Below are 21,699 nucleotides of genomic sequence, written 5' to 3' on the forward strand. Positions count from 1 at the left end.
CAAGTTTTTACGCAGATGCTGTGTGTTTAACAATCAAAATTAATTGTTGCGACTAAATATATCGAAACTGATAAATTGTTGTCGGATTTGAATTTCCCAATAGGTGTATCATGCCGAATTTAAATATTCCTGTTGTAAAGTCGATCGCCTTTATCGACACAAGCGTACCAAATTATCACAGTTTAGTGGCTGGGGTAACACCGGGTACGGAAGTTGTGGTGTTAGATGGGAACGAGGATGCGATCGCCCAAATTACTGATATTTTAGCTCTTCGGGCGAATATTGACAGCATCCACATTATCTCCCACGGCAGTCCCGGAAGTCTGCAATTCGGTAAAACCAGATTTTCCTTAGATAATTTAGAAACATATTCCCAGCAATTGCAGCAGTGGCGGAATGCTTTTACAAGCAGTACGGATATTTTAATTTATGGTTGCAATGTTGCATCGGGGCCTCGCGCTTACCCGCAAATCCGCCAGGGAATTAATTCCCTGTCTCAAAGCGAAAGTCGGTTGAAACCGACTGGGGATAACCTCAATGAACAATTCAATATACAGTCCTCTTTATTAGTTTCTCGCGCTTACCCGCAAATCCGCCAGGGAATTAATTCCCTGTCTCAAAGCGAAAGTCGGTTGAAACCGACTGGAGATCACCTCAATAAACAATTCCATCTACAGTCATCTTCAGAGAACTTTCGCTATGAGACGGGGGTTAAACCCCCCGACATTATTGATGAATGCGACATTATTGATGAATGCGACATTATTGATGAATGCGACATTATTGATGAATGCGACATTATTGATGAACGCCCGATCGATCTAGACGGTCTCATCTTCATCCAACGCATTTCCCAACTCACAAATACAAACGTTGCTGCTTCCAAAAACCTCACCGGAAGTGCAGCAAAAGGTGGCGACTGGAAACTAGAAACAAGCACAGGATCGATTAAAACGTCGTTGGTGTTTGAAACCGAAGTATTGGCGAATTACGAACAGGTTTTGAATAGTTTTGGCGCATCTACTAACTTTCCTATAACCTACAGTCTCCGCAAAGTTGCCACTGGAGATTTTAACAAAGATGGCAACCTTGACCTAGTCTTTGCCACCACAGGATCTAATCGCAATGTTTCGATCGCATTAGGAGATGGTACTGGCGCATTTGGCGCTGCCACTAATCTTAACACCAACCCGCCGAGCGATCTCGCTACCTGGTCTGTCGCTGTAGGTGACTTTAACAAGGACGGCAATTCTGACCTAGTTACAGCCAATAATTTTACTAACAATGTTTCTCTACTTTTAGGGAATGGTAATGGAACTTTTGGTAATGCTACCTACTTTGGTGTGGGGGCAAATCCTTATACTGTAGCTGCTGGAGACTTTAATTCTGATGGCAATCCTGACTTAGTTACAGCCAATCGAAGCTCTAACAATATTTCTATCTTACTGGGAAATGGTAATGGCAGTTTTAGCGCAGCTACTAATTTGAGCGTGGGATTAAATCCATATTTTGTGCTTGTTGGTGACTTTAACAAGGATAACAAGTCAGATTTTGCCACAGCTAACCTTAGTTCTAATAACATATCCATCCTGTTGCAAAATGCTAATGGGTCTTTCGGTGCTGCCACTAACTTTACCGTTGCCAATAACCCAAATTACATCGTATTGGGCGATTTTAATGGAGACCAAAATCCAGATTTGGCAACTAGCAATCAAGGCTCAAATAATGTATCAATTATATTAGGCAATGGCACTGGAAGCTTTGGTGCAGCGACCAACTATAGTGTCGCAAGAGACCCTCTTGCTATTGCTGCTGGCGATTTTAATGTCGATGGAAAAATCGATATAGCCACAGCAAATAATGGATCGGATGATGTTTCCCTGCTGTTAGGGAATGGTAACGGCACTTTTGGCACTGTTATTAATTTTGGTGTGGGAATAAATCCCCAAGGTATTGTTGCAGGCGATTTTAACAAAGATGGCTTACCCGATTTAGCTACGGCGAACTTTGACTCTTTTAACACCTCGATTTTGCTCAACGCAACTCCTAAGGTAAATTTCGGGGCAGCAACTTATAGCGGTACTGAATCAATAACAGACATAACACTCAATATTCCCGTTACTATTAGCAGTTCTCCCAATACTACGGTAACTGTACCAATTCTCATCAATCCCAGTAGCACGGCTACCCAAAATTCAGATTACACCTTTGCTCCTACAACTGTTGCTTTCCCCGCCAATACTACTAATCTAACGCAGAATGTTGCAGTTACTATCAAACCCGACAACATAGCTGAAAACGCCGAAACCGCAATTTTCAGCTTTGGTACAATGACAGGTAGTCTTGCAGGTGCGCTTGCAGGTACGATCGCTCAAACCACGCTAACTATTCCAGCTAACGGTAAAATTTCTTATGCAGTTGCGACTGAGATTGCTAGCATTCCCGAAGGCAATACTGGCACAAAACCTCTAATTTTCACGGCGACTCGCAGCGGCGATACTGGCGGGGCGAGTAGCGTCAAATATACGATCGCCGGAACTGCTACTAACGGAACCGACTACAATAATATCGGCGGCACTTCCGGGGCAACGGGTATCGCAGGCACGATCGACTTTGCAGCGGGTGAAACATCCAAAACCATTACTCTTGATGTGTTAGGTGACGCAGTAGTAGAATCCGATGAAACTATTGCGGTGGCGCTGTCGAATCCTGTTGCACCGGGTATAACACCTACGATTACTGCTGCAACGGCTACAACTACGATCGCAAATGATGACAAAGCAGGTATCAACGTCATACCTCTGGATGGGAATACAAGTATTACAGAAGGCGGCGTAGCAGGAAGCTATGCAGTTAGGCTAACATCGCAACCTACTGCACCCGTTACTATTAGTTTAACTGCGGGCGATCGCATTAATCCGGTTGCGGCGATTACTTTCGATCGCAATAATTGGAATGTTCCTCAAAAGATATCTGTTAGTGCGATCGATGACAATATAGTGCAAGGCGTACTCAGTGGCACTATTACTTACGCTATTAGCAGCGCCGATGCCAATTATAACAGCTTGACAATTGCCGATATTATTATACCGATCGGCGATAACGATCGCGCTGGTGTTTCTATTATCGAATCAGCCGGCAGTACGGAAATCGGCGAAGGCGGTGCCACAGATACTTACAGTCTGGTTCTCACTTCTGAACCTGTTGCCCCAGTGACGATTAACTTTAATCCCGGCAGTCAAATAAATGCGATCGCACCTGTCACTTTTACATCGAAGAATTGGAATGTTGCTCAAAATGTGACTGTAAGCGCGATCGATGACAATCTCTCGGAAGGGACGCACACTGGCACTATTACTCACACAAGTACCAGTACCGATGCTAATTACAATGACTTGATAATTCCCAATGTTACTGCATCGATCGCTGATAACGATCGCCCTGGTGTTTCTATTGTTCAATCAGCCGGGAGTACCCAAATCGGCGAAGGCGGTGCCACAGACACTTACAGCCTGGTTCTCACTGCTGCACCTACTGCACCAGTTACGATTAACTTGGACGCGGGCAGTCGAGTTAATGCGATCGCACCTGTCACTTTTACACCGAATAATTGGAATGTTGCTCAAAATGTGACTGTGAGTGCGATCGATGACAGCATCCCCGAAGGAACCCACAGCGGTACGATTGCTCACAAGTCGGTCAGCAACGACACTAAGTATAATAACTTGACGATTTCTCCTGTGACTGTCACGATTGCTGACAACGATACCGCCGGCGTGACTATTTCACCGACGAGTATCACTGCAACGGAAGGCGCTGCTAGTGGGACGTACAGCGTCAAACTTACGGCGCAGCCGACGGCACCGGTGACGGTTAGTTTCGCGAATGGCAGTCAAATAAATGCGATCGCCCCGATTACGTTTGACGCTACCAACTGGAATGTGGCGAAACCAATTACAGTAACGGCTACAGACGATGCGGTTGTTGAAGGAAATCATGTAGGGGCGATCGGTCATACAGCCACGAGTGTTGATACCAAGTATACTCAAATAGCAATTTCCGGTGTGACGGTGGCGATTACTGATAACGACACAACGCCAACACCAACAATAACTCGGACTAGGACTCCAACTCCAACTCCGACACCAACTCCAACTCCAACTCCCACACCTGCCCCGGAAGAAACGCCAACGCCAACGCCAACACCTGCGATCGTAATTCCTCCCCCCGCGCCAACTGATGCACCTCAAACCCCAGACACCGATTGTATTTGCCGGACAATTGTGTCTCCGGATCTCAATCAACCCAATCAAGTTGATGATACTCTGTACGGCAACGGTAGCAACATAAATCAGCTTGGCAGTCTACAAAATGATGATTTCTACGGCAGTGCAAGTCCCAATCTTTTCGATGCCAAAGAAGGCAATGACAATCTTTTTTGTGGCAATGACAATGACTCGGTTAACGGCAATGAAGGGAATGATTTTATTGTTGGTGCTCGGGGAGATGATTTACTATTTGGAGGCAAAAATAACGATATTATCTTAGGAGGTGAAGGACAAGATATCGTGTTTGGCAATCGCGGTCGTGATTCTATTAATGGGCGAGAAGATGATGATTTTATTAACGGGAATCAGAGTGATGACTGGATTGATGGCGGCAAAGGCAATGATTCTTTGTTTGGCGGCAAAGATAACGATTTAATCGTGGGCAGTCAAGGCAATGATAGCCTCTTAGGAGATTTAGGAGACGATACCTTGTGCGGCGGTCAAGGTGATGATTATTTGAGGGGCGATCGCAATAATGACTTGATAGATGGAGGCGAAGGAAACGATCGCATTTATGGGGGTGAAGATGATGATACTTTGATTGGCTGTGAAGGTGATGATGTTTTATCGGGTGATTTGGGCAATGATAGTTTGATTGGGGGTCTGGGAATCGATCGCTTTTTACTATCTGTTGATTCCGGCATCGATACCATTGGCGATTTTGAGGATGGTAAAGATTTGCTGATTCTCAGTAACGGGCTGACTTTTTCGCAATTGGCAATTACTCAAAGTAATGGGATAACTCAGATTAGTTTTGCCGCCACCGGACAAGTTTTTGCTTCTTTAATTGGAGTGTCTTCCACTCAGATTAATGCTGCGGATTTCACTTTGCTGTAGTTAGTATTTAATGTGCGATCGCCTCCTGAGTGCGATCGCCCTTGATAACCGGGTTCGTAGTGCGTCCTGGTGTCCGCAGCCAGAAAGCGGACTGAAGTCCGCACTACGAACCTTTTTTGTGATATTCATCGACTGGACATGATATTACATCACGTCCGGGCGATCGCCGCCAATCTAGGTTTCCAATTTTTGCGATCGTACATCACCTTACTTACCTAATTTATGTATTAATTACCACACTTAAATCTCAATACAAAAGCACTTACATTTCAAAAATATTTGTGTTATGTGCATCTCGCATTCATCGCAGTAATTGTACTTAAGTATTTTCTCGCTCTTTATCAGTACTTTAATTTACCAGCTCTTTTTAAAGAAAACTTTATATAGCTCTGCTAAAAAAACTGTTATGTTAGCTACAACAGATCGGAAATAACCAAATTTTTACGCAGAAATCCCGTGTCTGTGTAAATCAAAATTGATAGACAGTTTCGCACGCAAGTTGCGAAACAGGGGAATTGTTGTCTTTTTTACCCCAAATAGGTGTATTATGTCGAATTTAAATGTTCCAGTTTCAGTAAAGTCGATCGCCTTTATCGATACAAGAGTACCAGATTATCAAAGTTTAGTAGCCGGAGTAACACCGGGTACGGAAGTAGTCGTTTTGGATGGGCAGAAGGATGCGATCCCACAAATTACTCAAATCTTAGCTCTTCGTACCAATATTGACAGCATTCACATCGTTTCTCACGGTGCTCCGGGTAGCTTGCAATTGGGCGACGGTAGCTTTAGTTTAGACGATCTAGAGGGCGATCGGCATGATCTACAGCAGTGGTTTTCGCCACTCAGCAAAAATCGATCGAATATCCTGCTGTACGGGTGCTCCGTAGCAGCAGGCGAGACAGGTAAAGCATTTGTCAAACGCTTGAGTGAGTCAACCGGGGCTAGTGTTGCAGCTTCCCAAAACCTCACGGGAAGTGTAGCAAAAGGCGGGGACTGGGAACTGGAAATCAGCACCGGGAAAATAGAAACGTCGCTGGTATTTGAATCCGAAGTATTGGCGAATTACGATCACGTTTTGAGTAGTTTCAAGCCAGCTACCAACTTTCCCGTCGGCACAAATCCTGTCTTCGTTGATGTAGGAGATTTTGACGGCAACGGCATCAAAGACTTAGCTGTTGCCAATAGCAATGCTGCCGGAGGTGGCACTTCTGGCACCTCTATTTTATTAGGAAATGCCACAGGAGGCTTCAATCCGGCTACTAACTTGGCCCAGGGAGGAAATGCGATCGCGATCGGCAGATTTTTCGGAAGTAACAGAGACGGCTTAGTTGTCGATAACGGCAACGGTTCTCTCACACTGTTTTTAGGTGGCTTAGCTTCAAGCACTAATATATCTTTGAACCCAACGAGTCGGGCTAATTACATTGCTGTGGCAGATTTTAACGGCGATGGCTTGACAGATATAGCTGTAGCGACTACTCGCGCCACCGGCGTCCCCAATACTAATAGCGCCGTCTCCATTCTATTGCAGAATCTCGACGGAACTTTTAGCGCACCAGTCAATTCTTTGGTAGGACTACAGCCCACTTCCATCGCCGTGGGCGATTTTGATGGCGACGGAAAACAAGACGACTTAGCTGTGGCAAGTCGCACCGCTAACACAGTTTCAATTCTGTTGGCAAACAATAGTGGAGTCTTTACTAATGGCCCAACTATTCCAGTGGGAACAGGGCCGTATTCGATCGCAGTAGGGAAGTTTGACGCGGACAATACAGACGACTTGGCTGTAGCTAATCTTACCTCTAAAAACGTCTCAATTCTGTTACAAAAAACCCCTGGAACTTTTACCACTGCTCCCAGTTTAGCAGTGGATACAACTTTCCTGGCTGCCGGAGATATCGACGGTGACGGCAAGTCAGATTTGGCCGTGACTAACGGTACAGCTAAAGCCGTGTCTGTTCTGTTGGGAAAAGGCAATGGTGAATTTAGCACTCCCATCGACTTTCCGGTAGGTTCTTCTAATTCTTATCCCTCTTCCGTTATGGTGAAGGATATTGATGGAGATAGCAGGCCGGACATTGCTGCAACCAACTTCTCAGACAACAACGTTTCAATCCTGCTAAATACACCAAGTACGGTATCTTTTGTCACGCCCAAAATAGGCAACACTTATAACATAAATGAAGGCGCTACCGACACTGTAATTAATGTCCCCATTACTATCAGCAACAGCAGTTCTTTCGGCGATGTAGTTGTACCAATTGTCATCGATCCAAGTAGCAATGCTACTCAAGGTGCAGATTACACTCTTTCAACTACATCCCTAACTTTTCCTGCTAACACTACTACTCTCACCCAGAATATTGCAATCACGATTAAAGCTGACAATATCGTTGACACCGAACAAATAGTTCTCAATTTTGGCAAAATTACAGGTGGCACTGCCGTTACTGGTTCGGGTAGCGGTTCCAGCAATCAAGTAAAAGTGGCAATATTGGACAGGAATAGTTCTTATACTATTGCAGCCAACAATCCCAGCGTTATCGAAGGCAATTCCGGGAAAACTCCGGCCGCATTTACGATTACTCGCAGCGGCAGCACAGAACTTGGGAGTACCGTAGATTATACGATCGCCGGTACTGCTACCAACGGCACTGATTACAACAACATCGGCGGCACTTCTGGCGCAACGGCTACCACTGGCAAAATCAGTTTTGCTGCGGGCGAAACCTCTAAAACTATTAGTTTGGATGTGTTGGGAGATGCCGAAATCGAACCGGATGAAACAGTTACCATTACTTTATCAAATTCAGTTTCACCGGGTGGCGCACCGACTATTGCGACGGCTACCGCTACGGCTACCATCAAAAATGATGACACTGCCGGCTTTACGGTTAGTCCAAATGCAATATCAACGACTGAACTCGGCGGTAAAGCTAGTTTCACAGTCAAACTCAATTCACAACCAACTGCTGACGTTTCTTTCGCCCTAAACAGTTCCAATGTTGCCGAAGGAACAGTTTCAACTAATAGCGTAACTTTCACTCCGGCTAACTACAGTCAACAGCAAACAATTACGGTGACTGGTGTTGACGATTTGGTAGCTGATGGGAATGTAGTTTACAAAATTATCACGGCGGCTGCTGTCAGCACTGATCTTAATTACAACAATCTCAATCCTGATGATGTCACAGTCACCAACAGTGACAATGAAACTCCAGGAATTACGGTGAGTCCTACGGCTGGATTAACTACCGGCGAAGATGGTAGCAAGGCTAACTTTCAGTTTGCTCTGAATACTAAACCTACAGCTATCGTGGTTGTCAATTTGAACAGTTCCAATACAGCAGAGGGAACACTTTCTGCTAACAGCGTAACTTTCAGTCCTGACAACTGGAATATAGTGCAATCGGTGACAGTAACTGGGGTTGATGACAGTATTGCTGACGGCGATATTGAGTACAAAGTTATTACGGCAGCTAGTGTTAGTACAGATCCGAATTACAGCAACAAAGATGTAGCGGATGTTGGTATTAGCAATAAGGACAATGATTCGGCTGGTGTTTCTATTAGTGTTGCTGAAACAACTGCTACAGAAGGCGGTGCAAATGGTACGTACAGTGCGGTGCTGAAATCGCAGCCGATCGCACCTGTCACCATCACTCTTACAACAGGTAATCAGATTGATGCGATCGCGCCTATAACTTTCACTCCCAACACTTGGAATATCGCTCAACCGGTTACGGTGATAGCTGTTGATGATGCGATCGTCGAAGGTGCACACAGCGGGAATATTACTCACAATGTGACGAGCAGCGATGCTAAGTATAACGGGATTGTGGTTGCTGGGGTGGTTGTGGCGATCGCTGATAACGATGTAGCGCCGACACCAACACCAACACCAGAACCAACTCCGACACCAACACCAGAGCCAACTCCGACACCGACGACATCGGTTACTCCAACTCCGACACCGACGACATCGGTTACTCCGACTCCGACACCGACGACATCGGTTACTCCGACTCCAACGCCGACAACATCGGTTACTCCGACTCCAACGCCGACAACATCAGTTACTCCGACTCCGACACCGACAACATCAGTTACTCCGACTCCGACACCGACAACATCCGTCACTCCGACACCGACACCGATACCAAGGCCAAACATATTTAGGAGGCCCGGAATACCGAGTTCTAACGATCAGATTGCTAGTCCTAACGATCCCACGATAAGTTTTTCCCAACCTACTTACACATTAACTGAAATTCCTCCAGGAGTCTTTCAGAGACAAATTACTCTCACTCGCACTGGAAATTTAGACAAACTTTCCACGGTTTACATACAACCTGTTACCGGTGGCTCAGCTACTGTGGACAAAGATTGGGAATTTGTCAATTACTCTGGTCAACTTACCTTTAACCCAGGTGAAGATACCAAAAGTTTCACAATTAATATCTTATCGGACAATTTAGTTGAGGAAACAGAAGAAATCGCGTTTCGGATCGATCGTGCCGATAGTGCGAATATTGGCACTCAAAGTTCTACCATCGTGCAAATTACGGATATTCCACTTTTCACCAATACGCACACTCCGATATCTGGTTTGAATACGGCCATCTGGGGAGACTACAACAATGACGGCAAACTGGATATCCTCGGCGGCTCTGTAATTACCAAAGATTTCTACGGCTACAAAGTTACCCCAACTAGCCGAATCTACGACAACATCGGTCAAGGCTTTAGCGAATCTAATCGAAGAGATTTACCAGGCCAGGTTCCAACCTGGGGAGATTACAACAATGATGGGTGGCTGGATGCCACGTCGATCGACTACGAAGATCGCAACAATAATAGTTCTCCGCAAAAAATCTACCGCAACGATCTCAACCTCACCGATGTTAAGGGTTTTACCCTTGAGACATCTCTACCTGACTCCGAAATCTTCTACGATAATATCTCCTACGATATTTATCGATCCAGTTGGGCAGATTACAACAATGATGGGCGTTCCGATCTCTTCGCTAATAAAAGACCTGTTGGCCCTGCGGACTGGATGAATACAACCCTCTACCGCAATACAGGCGCGATCGGTCTAGACCAATTTAAAGACAGCAAAGCACGTCTTGATGAACAACGTCCCGATTTAGTAATTCCCGGACGGCTATTTTCTGAGGGCGAAACAGGCGGTGTTACCAGTTCTGGGAATTGGGCTGATTACGACAACGATGGCAAACTCGATATCCTTGTCAATGTAAAAGATTCACAACAGTACAACTCCAGGTACAGTGCCAAACTTTACCGCAATTTGGGCGATGGAGTTTTTAAAGATACTGGTCTAGAATTGCCTGGTTCTGGCGGTCAGGCGGTTTATATGGCCTGGGGAGACTACAACAATGACGGTCAACTGGATATTTTGCTCGCAGGCACTGGTAGTTTTTCGCAGCCGTCTTTCACCAAAGTCTACCAAAACAGCACTCGTGAAAATAATGGGTCTGCCAAGTTTGAAGACATCGGCGCACAGATACCTTATTTAAATCGCGCTGCTTGGGGAGATTACGACAATGACGGGCTTCTGGATATCCTAGGTACTGGTGTCGATCGACAAAATGGCGAAAGTTCAGTAACAATGGTCGCCAAAGTCTATCAAAACAAAGGCAATTTTTCTAACCCAAACAGCTTTACTGGCCCAAACAGCTTTATCGACAGTGGCGCACTAATCGACAGTGGCGCAAAGCAACAGCTTGATCGTGGTAACTATTCCCAGGCTGTTTGGGGAGACTACGACAACGATCGTAAATTGGATATCCTATTCACGGGTGATGCACCAAGCAACGGCTTCTCTGGAGGATTCAACGAAAACGACTTCTTTACCAAAGTCTTCCGCAACAACACATCTAAAGCCAACACTCTCCCCACAGCACCCACAGGGCTATCAAATTTACCTTCTGGCCGAAATGTGACTCTTAAGTGGAATAAAGCAACTGATGCTGAGACTCGTGCTGATGGTTTAAGCTACAACCTGCGAGTTGGGACGACACCAGGAGGTCAAGATATTCTTTCCCCGATGTCGTATCTTGCCGATGGAACTCGTCAACTGGTGGGGTTGGGGAATGTTAGTCAAAACACCCAGTGGCAACTCAAAGACTTGTCTCCAGATAAGACATATTATTGGAGCGTACAAGCAATTGATACTGCTTGGGCAGGTTCACAGTTTGCCACAGAAGGGAGTTTTACAGCCAGCAATCTTCCTCCACAAGAAAAAATTCGTTTAAGTGGGAGGTACAGTGAGTTTAATCAAGCCATCAAAGATGTGTACACTGACCCCGATGGCGACTTGATTTCCTACCGATTAACTCTACTTGATGGCAGTCCTTTAGAACTGAGTAATAACTCAAACATCAATTGGCTCGGACTTCAATTTAACCCCCCGACAAACGAGATCCGGTTCATCGGAACTCCCCCAAGCGGTGCACAACCTTTTCAGGTAAAGTTAATAGCTACAGACTCTTACGGTGCTAGTAGCGAACAGACTTTCAAAGTAACAACAAAAGATGGTCGCTGGGTAATCGACGGCTACATTTCCGGTGCAACTGTCTTCCTCGATGCCAACAAAAACGGCATCAAAGACACCAACGAACCATCCACCATTACTAACAGCGACGGTAGCTTTAATCTCAACATCCCCTTCGACATTTTCGACACCAACAAAAACGGAGAAATCGATCCATCCGAAGGCAATATAGTTGCCATCGGAGGCACTGACACCGCCACCGGCTTACCCCTAGAAACACCAGTCACCGCACCACCAGATTCCACAGTTGTCACCCTCCTAACCAGCTTAGTTGCTGACTTGATCGACAAAGGAATTGCACCAGAAGAAGCGCAATCTTTAGTCAAAGCCGCCCTTTCTCTCCCCGCCGAAGTTGACCTGACTAGCTTAGATCCAATCTTAGCTACCAACAACAACCAACCAGGGGGAGTACAAGTCTTAGCAGCAATGGTGAAAGTCCAAAACGTCATCACTCAAACAGTCGCTTTGATTGACGGTGCATCCAGTGCAGCTACCAAGGATATTGTCAAAGCTGTTGTCAGTTCAATGGGCGATAAAATTCAAGGCGGTGCTATCTTAAACCTCAGCAATCCAGCCGCCTTAGAACCAATAATTCAGCAATCCGCTGCTAAAATCCAGCAGATTGACCCCAGTTTCAACATTCAAAAAGTCACCTCTATTACCTCGCAATCCGCGACAGTAATGGCAACAGCCAATCAGCGCATTGATGCCGCCGTCACCAACCCAACAGCAACATCAATTCCCCAAGCCGTTGCCCGCGTCCAACAAGTATCCTTGGGCGCAACTACTCAAGACTTCAAAGCAGTTGGTGCCGGAAGCAAGCCAGTTTCCCAGTTAGTTACTGACAATACTGGTGCTGCTTTGGATAGCAAAATTCAAGCAGTAACATTGCCTGCTGGGATTGCAACTCCTCTTGTTACCGGCGATGCAGATTTAGCCAGCAATTCGGGGAATCGCATTAACGGTACGAATGGCGATGACATCCTCACCGGCACCAGCAGCAATGATGTGTTGATGGGCATGAGGGGCAACGATTCCCTCGATGGTGCTGCCGGAAATGACACTATTTTCGGCGGCAAAGGCTTCGATACTTTGCTCGGAAATAGCGGTGATGATGCCTTATATGCTGGCCGGGGTGCTGATAATTTGAATGGCGGCGATGGTAATGATAGTCTTTACGGAGGTAAGGGCGATGATTTACTCAATGGCGGTTTGGGAAATGATACTTTGATTGGAGGAATGGGAGTCGATAAATTCCTACTCTCCACCAATTCTGGGACTGATACTATTACCGATTTTGAATTTGGTAAAGACTTCTTAGTATTGGGTAACGGGCTGACTTTCTCGCAATTGGCTATGAGCCAAGATAGCGGTGTAACATTAATTCGGTTTGCCCAAACTGGAGAGATTTTGGCTTCTATCAGTGGAGTTTCTGCTGGGAGTATTACCGCAGGGAGTTTCGGATTGATTTGAGAGCGATTTGGGTTCTATCGCCCCTAACTCTCCTTAGTTTGTCGTCAGACAAAAAAGGTACGTAGTTGCGCTTCAGCGCTCCGGAAAGGTACGTAGTTGCGCTTCAGCGCTCTTTGCTAATATCAGGAAAGAGGGCTGAAGCCCAACAACATACCTCTTCAACCGCCGAGTTTTCTAACATCTCAAATCAACAACGTAGTTGCGCTTCAGCGCTCTTTGCTAATATCAGGAAAGAGGGCTGAAGCCCAACAACATACCTCTTCAACCGCCGAGTTTTCTAACATCTCAAATCAACAGCGCTGATATCGCATACCCGGCAGTTGCGAAACTAATCCCAACAATTCCAACTGCAAAAGAATACCAGAAACCGTCCCCGCTTCCAATCCCGCAGCCTCCACAATTGTATCAAGAGAATTCGGCCCCGAACCCAAAGCTTTTAACACTACAGCCAACTCCCCATCCAATAGCGGCTCTTGTTTTTCAGGGGCTGGATTTGTCGGAAACAACGACAACTGCTGCGCGCTATCCAATTTTGGGATAGCTCCGAGCATTTCCAACAACCTGTCTTCACTTAAAAGTCGATCGCTATTCGGGAGAATCGGATGAGCACCTTTACTCAGCAATTCCAAACAACCAAACGATCGCTCATCATCCAACCTTCCCGTCAAAACATACACATCGCGACAAAACTCATTAGCTTGATAAGCAGTAATTAACGCCCCCGACTTCTGCGGAGCTTCAATCACAATTGTAGCGCGACTCAAGCCAGCAATTATCCGATTTCGGCGCGGAAAATTTGTTTTATTCGGTTGAGTGCCTGCGGGATATTCGCTGATTGCCAGTCCCTGCTGCATGAGGCGATCGTACAACCGCTCATTTGGCTTAGGATAAACGATATCAACCCCAGTGCCAAAAACAGCCAAAGTCCGGCCTCCCGCCTCCAAACAGGTTGTATGAGCCTCCGTATCAATGCCCGCCGCAAATCCCGAAACAACAGTAAAACCATTTTTAGCCAAAGCCACACTAATTTTACGAGTCCAGCGGCGGCCGTATTCCGAAGGACTGCGAGTCCCAACAATTGCCACCGTCGGCGTAATTCCTTGATTCTCTTTGCGATCGACTAAACCGCGATAATACAGCACCGGCGGCGGGCTGGGAATTTCTAATAACAAGCTGGGATAATCCCGATCTGCGGGTGTCCAGAAACAGGGATTGTTAATGAGATGTTTCTCAATAAATTCTTCAGGATTGAGTTTAGATCGTTCTTGCACAGTGGTATCAATTACCTGCTTGCCAAACCCTTCTACTCGCATTAAATCAACTGGTTTCGCCATCCAAGCTTCTGCCAAAGTCTTAAAATGTTGGTGCAATCTTTGCAACAAAATCGGCCCGATACCATTAATCTGTGACCATGCTAACCAGTAAGCGCGTTCTTCTAGCAACGACTTGCCCTCAATTTATCTGAGAATAATTTTATCATTTAAGGTACGTTGTTGGGCTTTAGCCCTCTTTGTCTATAAGTCTAAAGAGGGCTGAAGCCCAACAACGTACCTAAGCTTTCCAACCGACAAAACTGGCATAAATATAAGCAATGATTTCCCCAGTCACAGTCCGGAAACCTGCGCTCGATTTCCACCATTCTTGTGAGTTATAATCTTGCGATTCCGCAGCTATAATCCCGACTTTAATCTCAGGATTCAACACTTCTTGAAAAACCATCCAACTACGGCGGGCGTGAGTGCCAATAGAATAAAGATTGATTGAGTCCACTTTTAGGGCAGAAGTAGCTAGCCAATCTCGAAGTGCGATCGCAGAAGCAGCAGTGCGGTGTTTCACAACACTCGGTGCGGGTACAGCTACCACTTTGTTCTTATCAAATCCTAGCGCAATACAAGTCGCGGCGGTCAGTTCAGCATAATTTTTATATTGGGCGAGATAGTGGCCCTTACTTACCGGAAGCCCGGTTGTCACCAATTTCCGGTATCCGCCTTTGTTGAATTCTGCGATCGCACTTTCGACTGCATAATCCGGCAACCAGCCTTCCACAACCAGTATATCTGCTTTAATCGGCGCATTTACCGCCAAAAATGGATGAATATTTGTGAGAATTAAGACCATTGTAATGATTAAACCTGCGATCGCAATTACCCAACCTTCCCAGGTAATTGCCCACATTTCTCGGCGGCGGATCAGACGAATTTTCATTTTATAGCAGAAGGAAGAAGGAAGTTCGGCAACGGATTCTGTAGCGGATGTAACGGATGTAACAGATGTAACGGATGTCAGTTATCAGGAAGAAGAAAGAAGAAGCAACAATACCAATGGTTTTAGGAAGAGGGAAATAGTGAGACTGTGAGAAATTTATAAAATTGCCCTATGCCCGGTTTTGCCGGTTTTGCTCTTGGCCGGTTTTGCCTATGCCCTATGCCCTATTCCCTATGCCTATTCCCCATTCCCAAATTATTTGTGTTTGAGATACTCAAAAACGCTCTTATCGCCGATATCCTGGGGGATAGGTTGAAAAAACTTGCGGACAGCAAAAATGATGAACAATATCGCCCAAAGTCCCAGCAGCAACTGTTCATTTTCCGGTGTCAAGAAGCCAAAAATATGTCCTAAAAGTAATAGTGGAACTCCCGGAGTCAAAAACTTAGTTTCTAGGCGGTTAAAGCAGAAAGCTTCTTTAAAAAAGATGCCATTTAAGGCAGCAAAAGTAAAGCCAATTCCCCACAAAGTCGCTGGATGTTCGTACACCGCCAAAGCCAAAGGTTCGCTACTTTGTAAAGCGACAAACAGTGCTGCCGCGCCGCCGATCGCCCAAAACACCTGTAACGTGCGATGCAGCGCTATCATGTAAATGTGAATAGTTGCCAAACTAACGCCTAAAGCTATCCAGAAACACGCAAAAACAGGCGTTACAGCTTGAATTGCCATTGCGTTGTCGCCCTGTTGCAACACCAGAGTAGCACCCACCGCCAAACACAGCGCCGCCACCCCCAATCCCGCGCGGTAGATCAGCACTCCCGCGCGATCGCTTTCGGTAATCGTAAACTCGCCGAATTGCCCTTGATAGACTGCCGATTCATCAGGCGATTTTAATAATTGCATCACAGCTTCCTCCTATTTATCAGACACGAATGTACTTCTACCAAGATATACTTTATTGATAAACCGATACAGCGAGACCGAGCGATGCCCAAATTTAACAAACCTAAAGTTAACCAGCCTAAAGTTAACAAGTCTCAAGTTGACGATCGCCCAAATCAAAGCAAATCCCTTCCTTCAGAATCCGAACTTCCTTTAGTTCAGCTTGATGAAACCATTGTAGCAGGTAGAAGACCGAAACCGCTAAACGACTTGCAGCGCTTGCTTGCCGAATTACCAGAATTAGGAGGCACCTTCAAGCCAGAAATCTTCGCCGATCTCGATGAAAACAACCCATTTAATGGCAGTCAATTTGAAAGTAAGATTAGAAGAATCCTGGGAAACAAAAAAATCAATGCCGATCTTAAAAATACAATCAAATATTTAGACTACCTCAAGCAAAATTTTCAAGTTCCGTGCCATGTTACTGGCATAGAAGAGTTTGAATGGGAAGAAGAGTATATTATGGGTTTTGGCACTAAAAAAGAATATGCAAGGCTCAAAAAAACTCAACCTTCTTATACTGATAAATTCACAATTCATCGGTTGGAAGATTTTTCTATTCAGGAAGACGGCATATTTGTGGAAGTTCAGCGCGTTGGCGATCGCAAAAAGTTTATGTTGCGTTTAGCAGAGTTAGAATCAGTTGATGATATCCCCCCAAACAATCATTTATTACATGATTATTCCGTGTGGTGGATTAATTATTAAGGAAGAGGGAGATTGGGAGATTGGGAGAGGGGGAAAAATCTTCCTTCTCCCCTCTTCCCTCTTCCCTCTGAAAACTGTCAACTGTCAACTGTCAACTGTCAACTCTTCCTTCTTCCCTCTTCCCTCTGAAAACTGTCAACTGTCAACTGTCAACTGTCAACTCTTCCTTCTTCCTTCTTAATTAGATTGAAGCAGCAAAGTGCGATCGCTCGACTTTTGCCAAAGCTTCAACTAAACTGCGAACAGCAGCAATCATCGCCACTTCGCTGTTAAGTTGGCTTACAGCAGAACCGACGCCAACACCCGCAGCGCCGGCGCCAATAGCCAGCGGTGCAGTGACGCTGGAGATGCCCGAAGCGCAGAGTACGGGGACTTGTACGGCGCGGGAAATTTCAAAGGCTGCGGCCAAAGTAGGCGCTGCTTTTTCAATCAATCCCAAAGTTCCGGCGTGAATTGGCTGGGCGCTGGTGCCGCCTTCGGTTTGGATGATGCTAGCGCCTGCTTTGACCAATTCTGTTGCTAACTGTACTTGTTTGTCCAGTGTCAGAATGTGGGGAACTGTTACAGAAAGAGTGATGTTCGGAAATAGCGATCGCGTTTGGCGAGTCAACTCCAAAACTTCAGAAGCTTCAAAACGGCGCCCTACAGCGTAGAAAGCATCAAAGTTGCCAATTTCAATCAAATCAGCGCCTGCTTCTACCGCAGCCACAAACTTTTCTGGCTCCACAGCCGATACACAAATTGGCAAATTTGTCAACTGTTTTGCCATCAATACCAAATCGCGATCGCAAGCAATATCGACAAAGGAAGCACCGCCGAGATCCGCTGCTTTGACTACAGCCGCAACGTTGGCTGCATCAAAATTATTTAAACCGCTGATAATTTTCAGGGCGCGGCCTTGCTCAAATGCGCGCTGCAATTTAGGAGTTACACTCATCGTTAGCCTTCCAACTCAAAAAATTTGTTAGACTCATTTTGACATGGATTAGAACAAATTTTGATTTTTAATTCTTAATAAGCTGTTCCGCATCTAAATTCTATTTTTTGAGCGGGCTTTCTGGCCCACCCCACAAGAGTTTTGTTAAATTTGACTATACAATTTAAATGCACTTGGGCTTAGCGATAAGGTGCAGCCTAAGCTCCTTACATACGTCGGTTATGCGTCCAGGACTATATTTTTTATCAGAAATTTGGGTCTAAAACCCCGTCCTTCGTTCGACGGCTTTACAAAAGTTACGAGAACTTACGCACATTTTACAATTTAGGCGTTACACTGTAAGTGTGACACTAAAAGCCTTCAGCTATCGATTCTACCCAACGCCGGAACAAGAAAGTTTGTTGCGACGCACTTTCTTGTTGTACTCGTTTAGTCTACAACCGTGCTTTAGCTGCAAGGACCCAAGCTTGGTACGCAGAACAAAAACGGGTAGGATACGCTGAAACTTCTTCAATGTTAACTGAATGGAAAAAAACTGAGGAATTAGATTTTCTCAACGCTGTTTCTTCAGTGCCATTGGACTTTAGTCATCTCTTGTTCGAGGACTAAAGTCCTCACTACGAACCAATTGATTGCCGAGCGTATCTAATAAAAAAACCTCACAGATGGAGGTTTTTTGATGATTGTTGGCGCTATTCGGACAGGTTAAAACATCCTGTCCCTGCATCAGGCCCACAGCCCGTTATACTCTAGGATTAGCGGTAATCTGTACGAACTGCTGGATCGCGATCGCCAGTTGTAGTGGTGTAGCGGACATTTTCTTCGCGTTTTTTGGGCATCAAACCCAACAAGCCAGATAAGCCGAGCAATCCCAACCATCCCCAATCAAAATCGCGATCGTTCTGGGCACTGTAGACACCGGAGCGAGGAGTAGTGGTAGTAGTAGTTGTGTCTCTGCTGTTAGTACCCGGAGCTGTATTTGTCTGAGCCGAAGTCGGCAGATGAGCTGGTAAAATGGCTAAACCAGCAGCGATAATACCTGCACCGATTGCTTTGGATAAATCAGAACGTTTCATAATTCAAATGCTCTCTGTTGGCAAAAATCTTTAACTATCATCACTATATCGATCGCCTTTCAAAGTTAAATCCACCTGTAGCAGTAAAGATTGATAAACTCCAGCTATTACTACAGATTGATATCAAATTTTTAGTGGTCATACGAAATTAAACATAGCTCGCAAAGCCCAAAACGTCACTTCGCGGGGCGAATCTCATATCGTTTCCGGCCGCATCGGTATTGTTCAAACAGTCAACCGTCAACCGTCAACCGTCAACCGTCAACCGTCAACCGTCAACCGTCAAAAATCATACAGACAATGTACTGTTGACAAAAAAAGGTAAACTCAGATATTGCACAGACAACAAAAGCTCGATCGACGGAGATTAAAACAAATTGGGAATAGAGCTACGCAGCTACGTATTTCTAGACAACTTGCAGCCACAGCACGCAGCATACATCGGCACAGTCGCCGCCGGATTCTTGCCACTGCCGGGGGATGCGTCGCTGTGGATAGAAATCTCCCCTGGCATCGAAATTAACCGAATTACCGATGTCGCCCTCAAATCAGCCTCGGTGCGCCCTGGAGTGCAGATAGTCGAGCGCCTGTACGGCTTGCTGGAAGTACACTCGGGCCAGCAGGGCGAAACCAGGGCCGCCGGCAAAGCAATTCTAGAATTCATCGGAGTCCGTAGAGAAGAATGTATCAAACCGCGAGTCATTTCCAGTCAAATTATTCGCAACATCGACCCCCACCAAACGCAATTAATCAACCGCAGCAGGCGCGGACAGTTGTTGCTGGCGGGACAAACGCTTTACGTCTTAGAAGTAGAACCGGCCGCCTATGCAGCGCTGGCAGCCAATGAAGCAGAAAAAGGTGCATCTATTAACATCCTAGAGGTTCAGGCTGTCGGTAGTTTCGGACGGCTTTACCTCGGCGGAGCAGAACGAGATATTATAGCAGGTTCCCAGGCAGCAATTGCGGCGGTGGAAAGCGTATCTGGTCGCGAAAATCCAGCAATTTTTGGTCGCAAGGAATAGGGGTTATAGGAGATGCAATTATGGCAAATACACAGCATTTAGCGCTGCTAAAAAAAGGTGCAGTTACTTGGATTGAATGGAGAAATCTCAACCCAAACCTCGAACCGGATCTGAGCGAAGCTAACCTCGCCGAAGCAAATCTTAGAGGTGCGTATCTTTGGCGGTCTAACCTTTTTAAAACAGACTTGTTTAAGGCTAAATTAATTACAGCAAACCTCGCTGAATCTAATCTCAGTTTAGCAAATCTTGCTGGAGCACAACTCCTCGATACTAAATTAGTTAAAGCGAATTTAACGGGAGCCAATCTCCGAGGTGCAGACCTCCGGGGGGCAGATTTGAGCGGTGCTAATCTAATTGGGGCGGACATCAGTGGTGCGATTCTCCAACAAACCGATTTAGGAGATGCGAATTTAATCGGGGCGGCAATGTTTCGAGTTAATGCGATCGGCGCGAACCTCAATCATGCTAATCTGAGTCAAGCCAATCTCAATCAAGCCGAATTGATTGAAGCACATTTTTACGCAGCCAATTTATCTAAAGCCAACCTCGGGGAAGCTCACTTCACGGGAGCATATCTTTTTAGGGCAAATCTCTGTTTTGCGGACTTGAGTGCTGCCGATTTCCGCTGGACAAACCTCGGTAAAGCTGATTTGAGAGGGGCGAATTTGACAGGGGCAAATCTCAGAGGAGCAAATTTGGCGGGAGCTAATCTCGACGGCGCTCATTTGAAAGAAACAATCATGCCTGACGGCAGCATTGTTTCACCATAAGTAAGTTCGTAGTGAGGACTTCAGTCCTTTCTGTGACTTCGAGTAAATCAGGACTAAAGTCCTTACTACAAACCAATTTTCTCATCGGTAATCAAGGTTCGTAGTGAGGACTTCAGTCCTTTCTATGACTTCGAGTAAATCAGGACTAAAGTCCTTACTACAAACCAATTTTCTCATCGGTAATCAAGGTTCGTAGTGAGGACTTCAGTCCTTTCTATGATTTCGAGTAAATCAGGACTAAAGTCCTTACTACAAACCAATTTTCTCATCGGTAATCAAGGTTCGTAGTGAGGACTTCAGTCCTTTCTTTCATTTCGAGTAAATCAGGACTAAAGTCCTTACTACAAACCAATTTTCTCATCGGTAATCAAGGTTCGTAGTGAGGACTTCAGTCCTTTCTATGACTCTGAGTAAATCAGGACTAAAGTCCTTACTACAAACCAATTTTCTCATCGGTAATCAAGGTTCGTAGTGAGGACTTCAGTCCTTTCTGTGACTTCGAGTAAATCAGGACTAAAGTCCTTACTACAAACCAATTTTCTCATCGGTAATCAAGGTTCGTAGTGAGGACTTCAGTCCTTTCTGTGACTCTGAGTAAATCAGGACTAAAGTCCTTACTACAAACCAATTTTCTCATCGGTAATCAAGGTTCGTAGTGAGGACTTCAGTCCTTTCTGTGACTTCGAGTAAATCAGGACTAACGCTCTTTCATCACTTTAGCCATAGTATAATATTCCTGAAGCCGTCAAATAGTTAAAATGTATGGTAGTACCCCGCGAACCAGTCCCTACAGTCAGTTTTGTAGACGAATACTGTCAAGCCTA

11 protein-coding genes and 1 pseudogene are annotated in these 21,699 nt (G+C 45.5%); 6 read left to right on the plus strand and 6 right to left on the minus strand.

What is annotated here, in order from left to right; genetic code table 11:
• The first annotated feature begins 110 nt into the window (after positions 1-110).
• The gene (locus QZ938_RS05225) at positions 111-5,165 is read left to right on the plus strand and encodes a DUF4347 domain-containing protein (RefSeq protein WP_293348407.1); all 5,055 of its coding nucleotides are present in this window, start codon (positions 111-113) and stop codon (positions 5,163-5,165) included.
• Here the strand turns inward: QZ938_RS05225 and QZ938_RS05230 are convergent.
• Positions 5,132-5,269: a hypothetical protein gene (locus QZ938_RS05230; RefSeq protein WP_293348405.1), complete on the minus strand. Its 138-nt coding sequence runs from the start codon at positions 5,267-5,269 to the stop codon at positions 5,132-5,134. The two genes, QZ938_RS05225 and QZ938_RS05230, sit on opposite strands and share 34 nt — an antisense overlap.
• A 443-nt stretch (positions 5,270-5,712) precedes the next feature.
• Here QZ938_RS05230 and QZ938_RS05235 point away from each other — a divergent pair, with 443 nt between their 5' ends.
• A complete protein-coding gene (locus QZ938_RS05235; protein WP_293348402.1) occupies positions 5,713-13,215 on the plus strand; it encodes a DUF4347 domain-containing protein in 7,503 nt (2,500 codons plus the stop codon).
• Between the two features lie 290 nt (positions 13,216-13,505).
• On the opposite strand, the gene dprA is transcribed toward QZ938_RS05235, so the two are convergent.
• The 3 genes from dprA to QZ938_RS05250 all read right to left on the minus strand — a co-directional run bounded on the left by dprA (position 13,506) and on the right by QZ938_RS05250 (position 16,323).
• Positions 13,506-14,657 carry a DNA-processing protein DprA gene (dprA, locus tag QZ938_RS05240; protein WP_293348399.1) on the minus strand — a complete coding sequence of 384 codons (1,152 nt, stop codon included), beginning with the start codon at positions 14,655-14,657 and terminating at the stop codon, positions 13,506-13,508.
• A gap of 109 nt (positions 14,658-14,766) precedes the next feature.
• Positions 14,767-15,420, minus strand: a complete 654-nt coding sequence (locus tag QZ938_RS05245) for a YdcF family protein (RefSeq protein WP_293348396.1) — start codon at positions 15,418-15,420, stop codon at positions 14,767-14,769.
• Between the two features lie 255 nt (positions 15,421-15,675).
• Entirely contained in the window at positions 15,676-16,323 is a 648-nt protein-coding gene (locus tag QZ938_RS05250; protein ID WP_293337883.1) for a DUF2301 domain-containing membrane protein, read from the minus strand.
• Between the two features lie 84 nt (positions 16,324-16,407).
• Here QZ938_RS05250 and QZ938_RS05255 point away from each other — a divergent pair, with 84 nt between their 5' ends.
• Positions 16,408-17,070, plus strand: coding sequence for a hypothetical protein (locus tag QZ938_RS05255; protein ID WP_293348393.1), 663 nt, complete (start codon positions 16,408-16,410; stop codon positions 17,068-17,070).
• A gap of 181 nt (positions 17,071-17,251) precedes the next feature.
• On the opposite strand, the gene QZ938_RS05260 is transcribed toward QZ938_RS05255, so the two are convergent.
• Entirely contained in the window at positions 17,252-18,007 is a 756-nt protein-coding gene (locus QZ938_RS05260; protein WP_293337880.1) for a DUF561 domain-containing protein, read from the minus strand.
• Positions 18,008-18,351: 344 nt separating this feature from the next.
• Here QZ938_RS05260 and QZ938_RS05265 point away from each other — a divergent pair.
• Positions 18,352-18,586 (plus strand): annotated as a pseudogene (locus tag QZ938_RS05265) (helix-turn-helix domain-containing protein); the annotation flags it as partial.
• A 176-nt stretch (positions 18,587-18,762) separates the two neighbouring features.
• Here the strand turns inward: QZ938_RS05265 and QZ938_RS05270 are convergent.
• A complete protein-coding gene (locus QZ938_RS05270; RefSeq protein ID WP_293151827.1) occupies positions 18,763-19,083 on the minus strand; it encodes a WGxxGxxG family protein in 321 nt (106 codons plus the stop codon).
• A 377-nt stretch (positions 19,084-19,460) separates the two neighbouring features.
• On the opposite strand from QZ938_RS05270, the gene QZ938_RS05275 reads away from it, so the two are divergent.
• Positions 19,461-20,105 (plus strand): hypothetical protein, encoded by a 645-nt coding sequence (locus tag QZ938_RS05275; RefSeq protein WP_293151824.1) that lies wholly within the window; start codon positions 19,461-19,463, stop codon positions 20,103-20,105.
• Between the two features lie 20 nt (positions 20,106-20,125).
• Positions 20,126-20,875, plus strand: a complete 750-nt coding sequence (locus tag QZ938_RS05280; protein ID WP_293151821.1) for a pentapeptide repeat-containing protein — start codon at positions 20,126-20,128, stop codon at positions 20,873-20,875.
• The last annotated feature ends 824 nt before the right edge of the window (positions 20,876-21,699 follow it).

The sequence above is a fragment of the Microcoleus sp. CAWBG27 genome, from assembly GCF_020883145.1.
Classification (GTDB): domain Bacteria; phylum Cyanobacteriota; class Cyanobacteriia; order Cyanobacteriales; family Microcoleaceae; genus Microcoleus.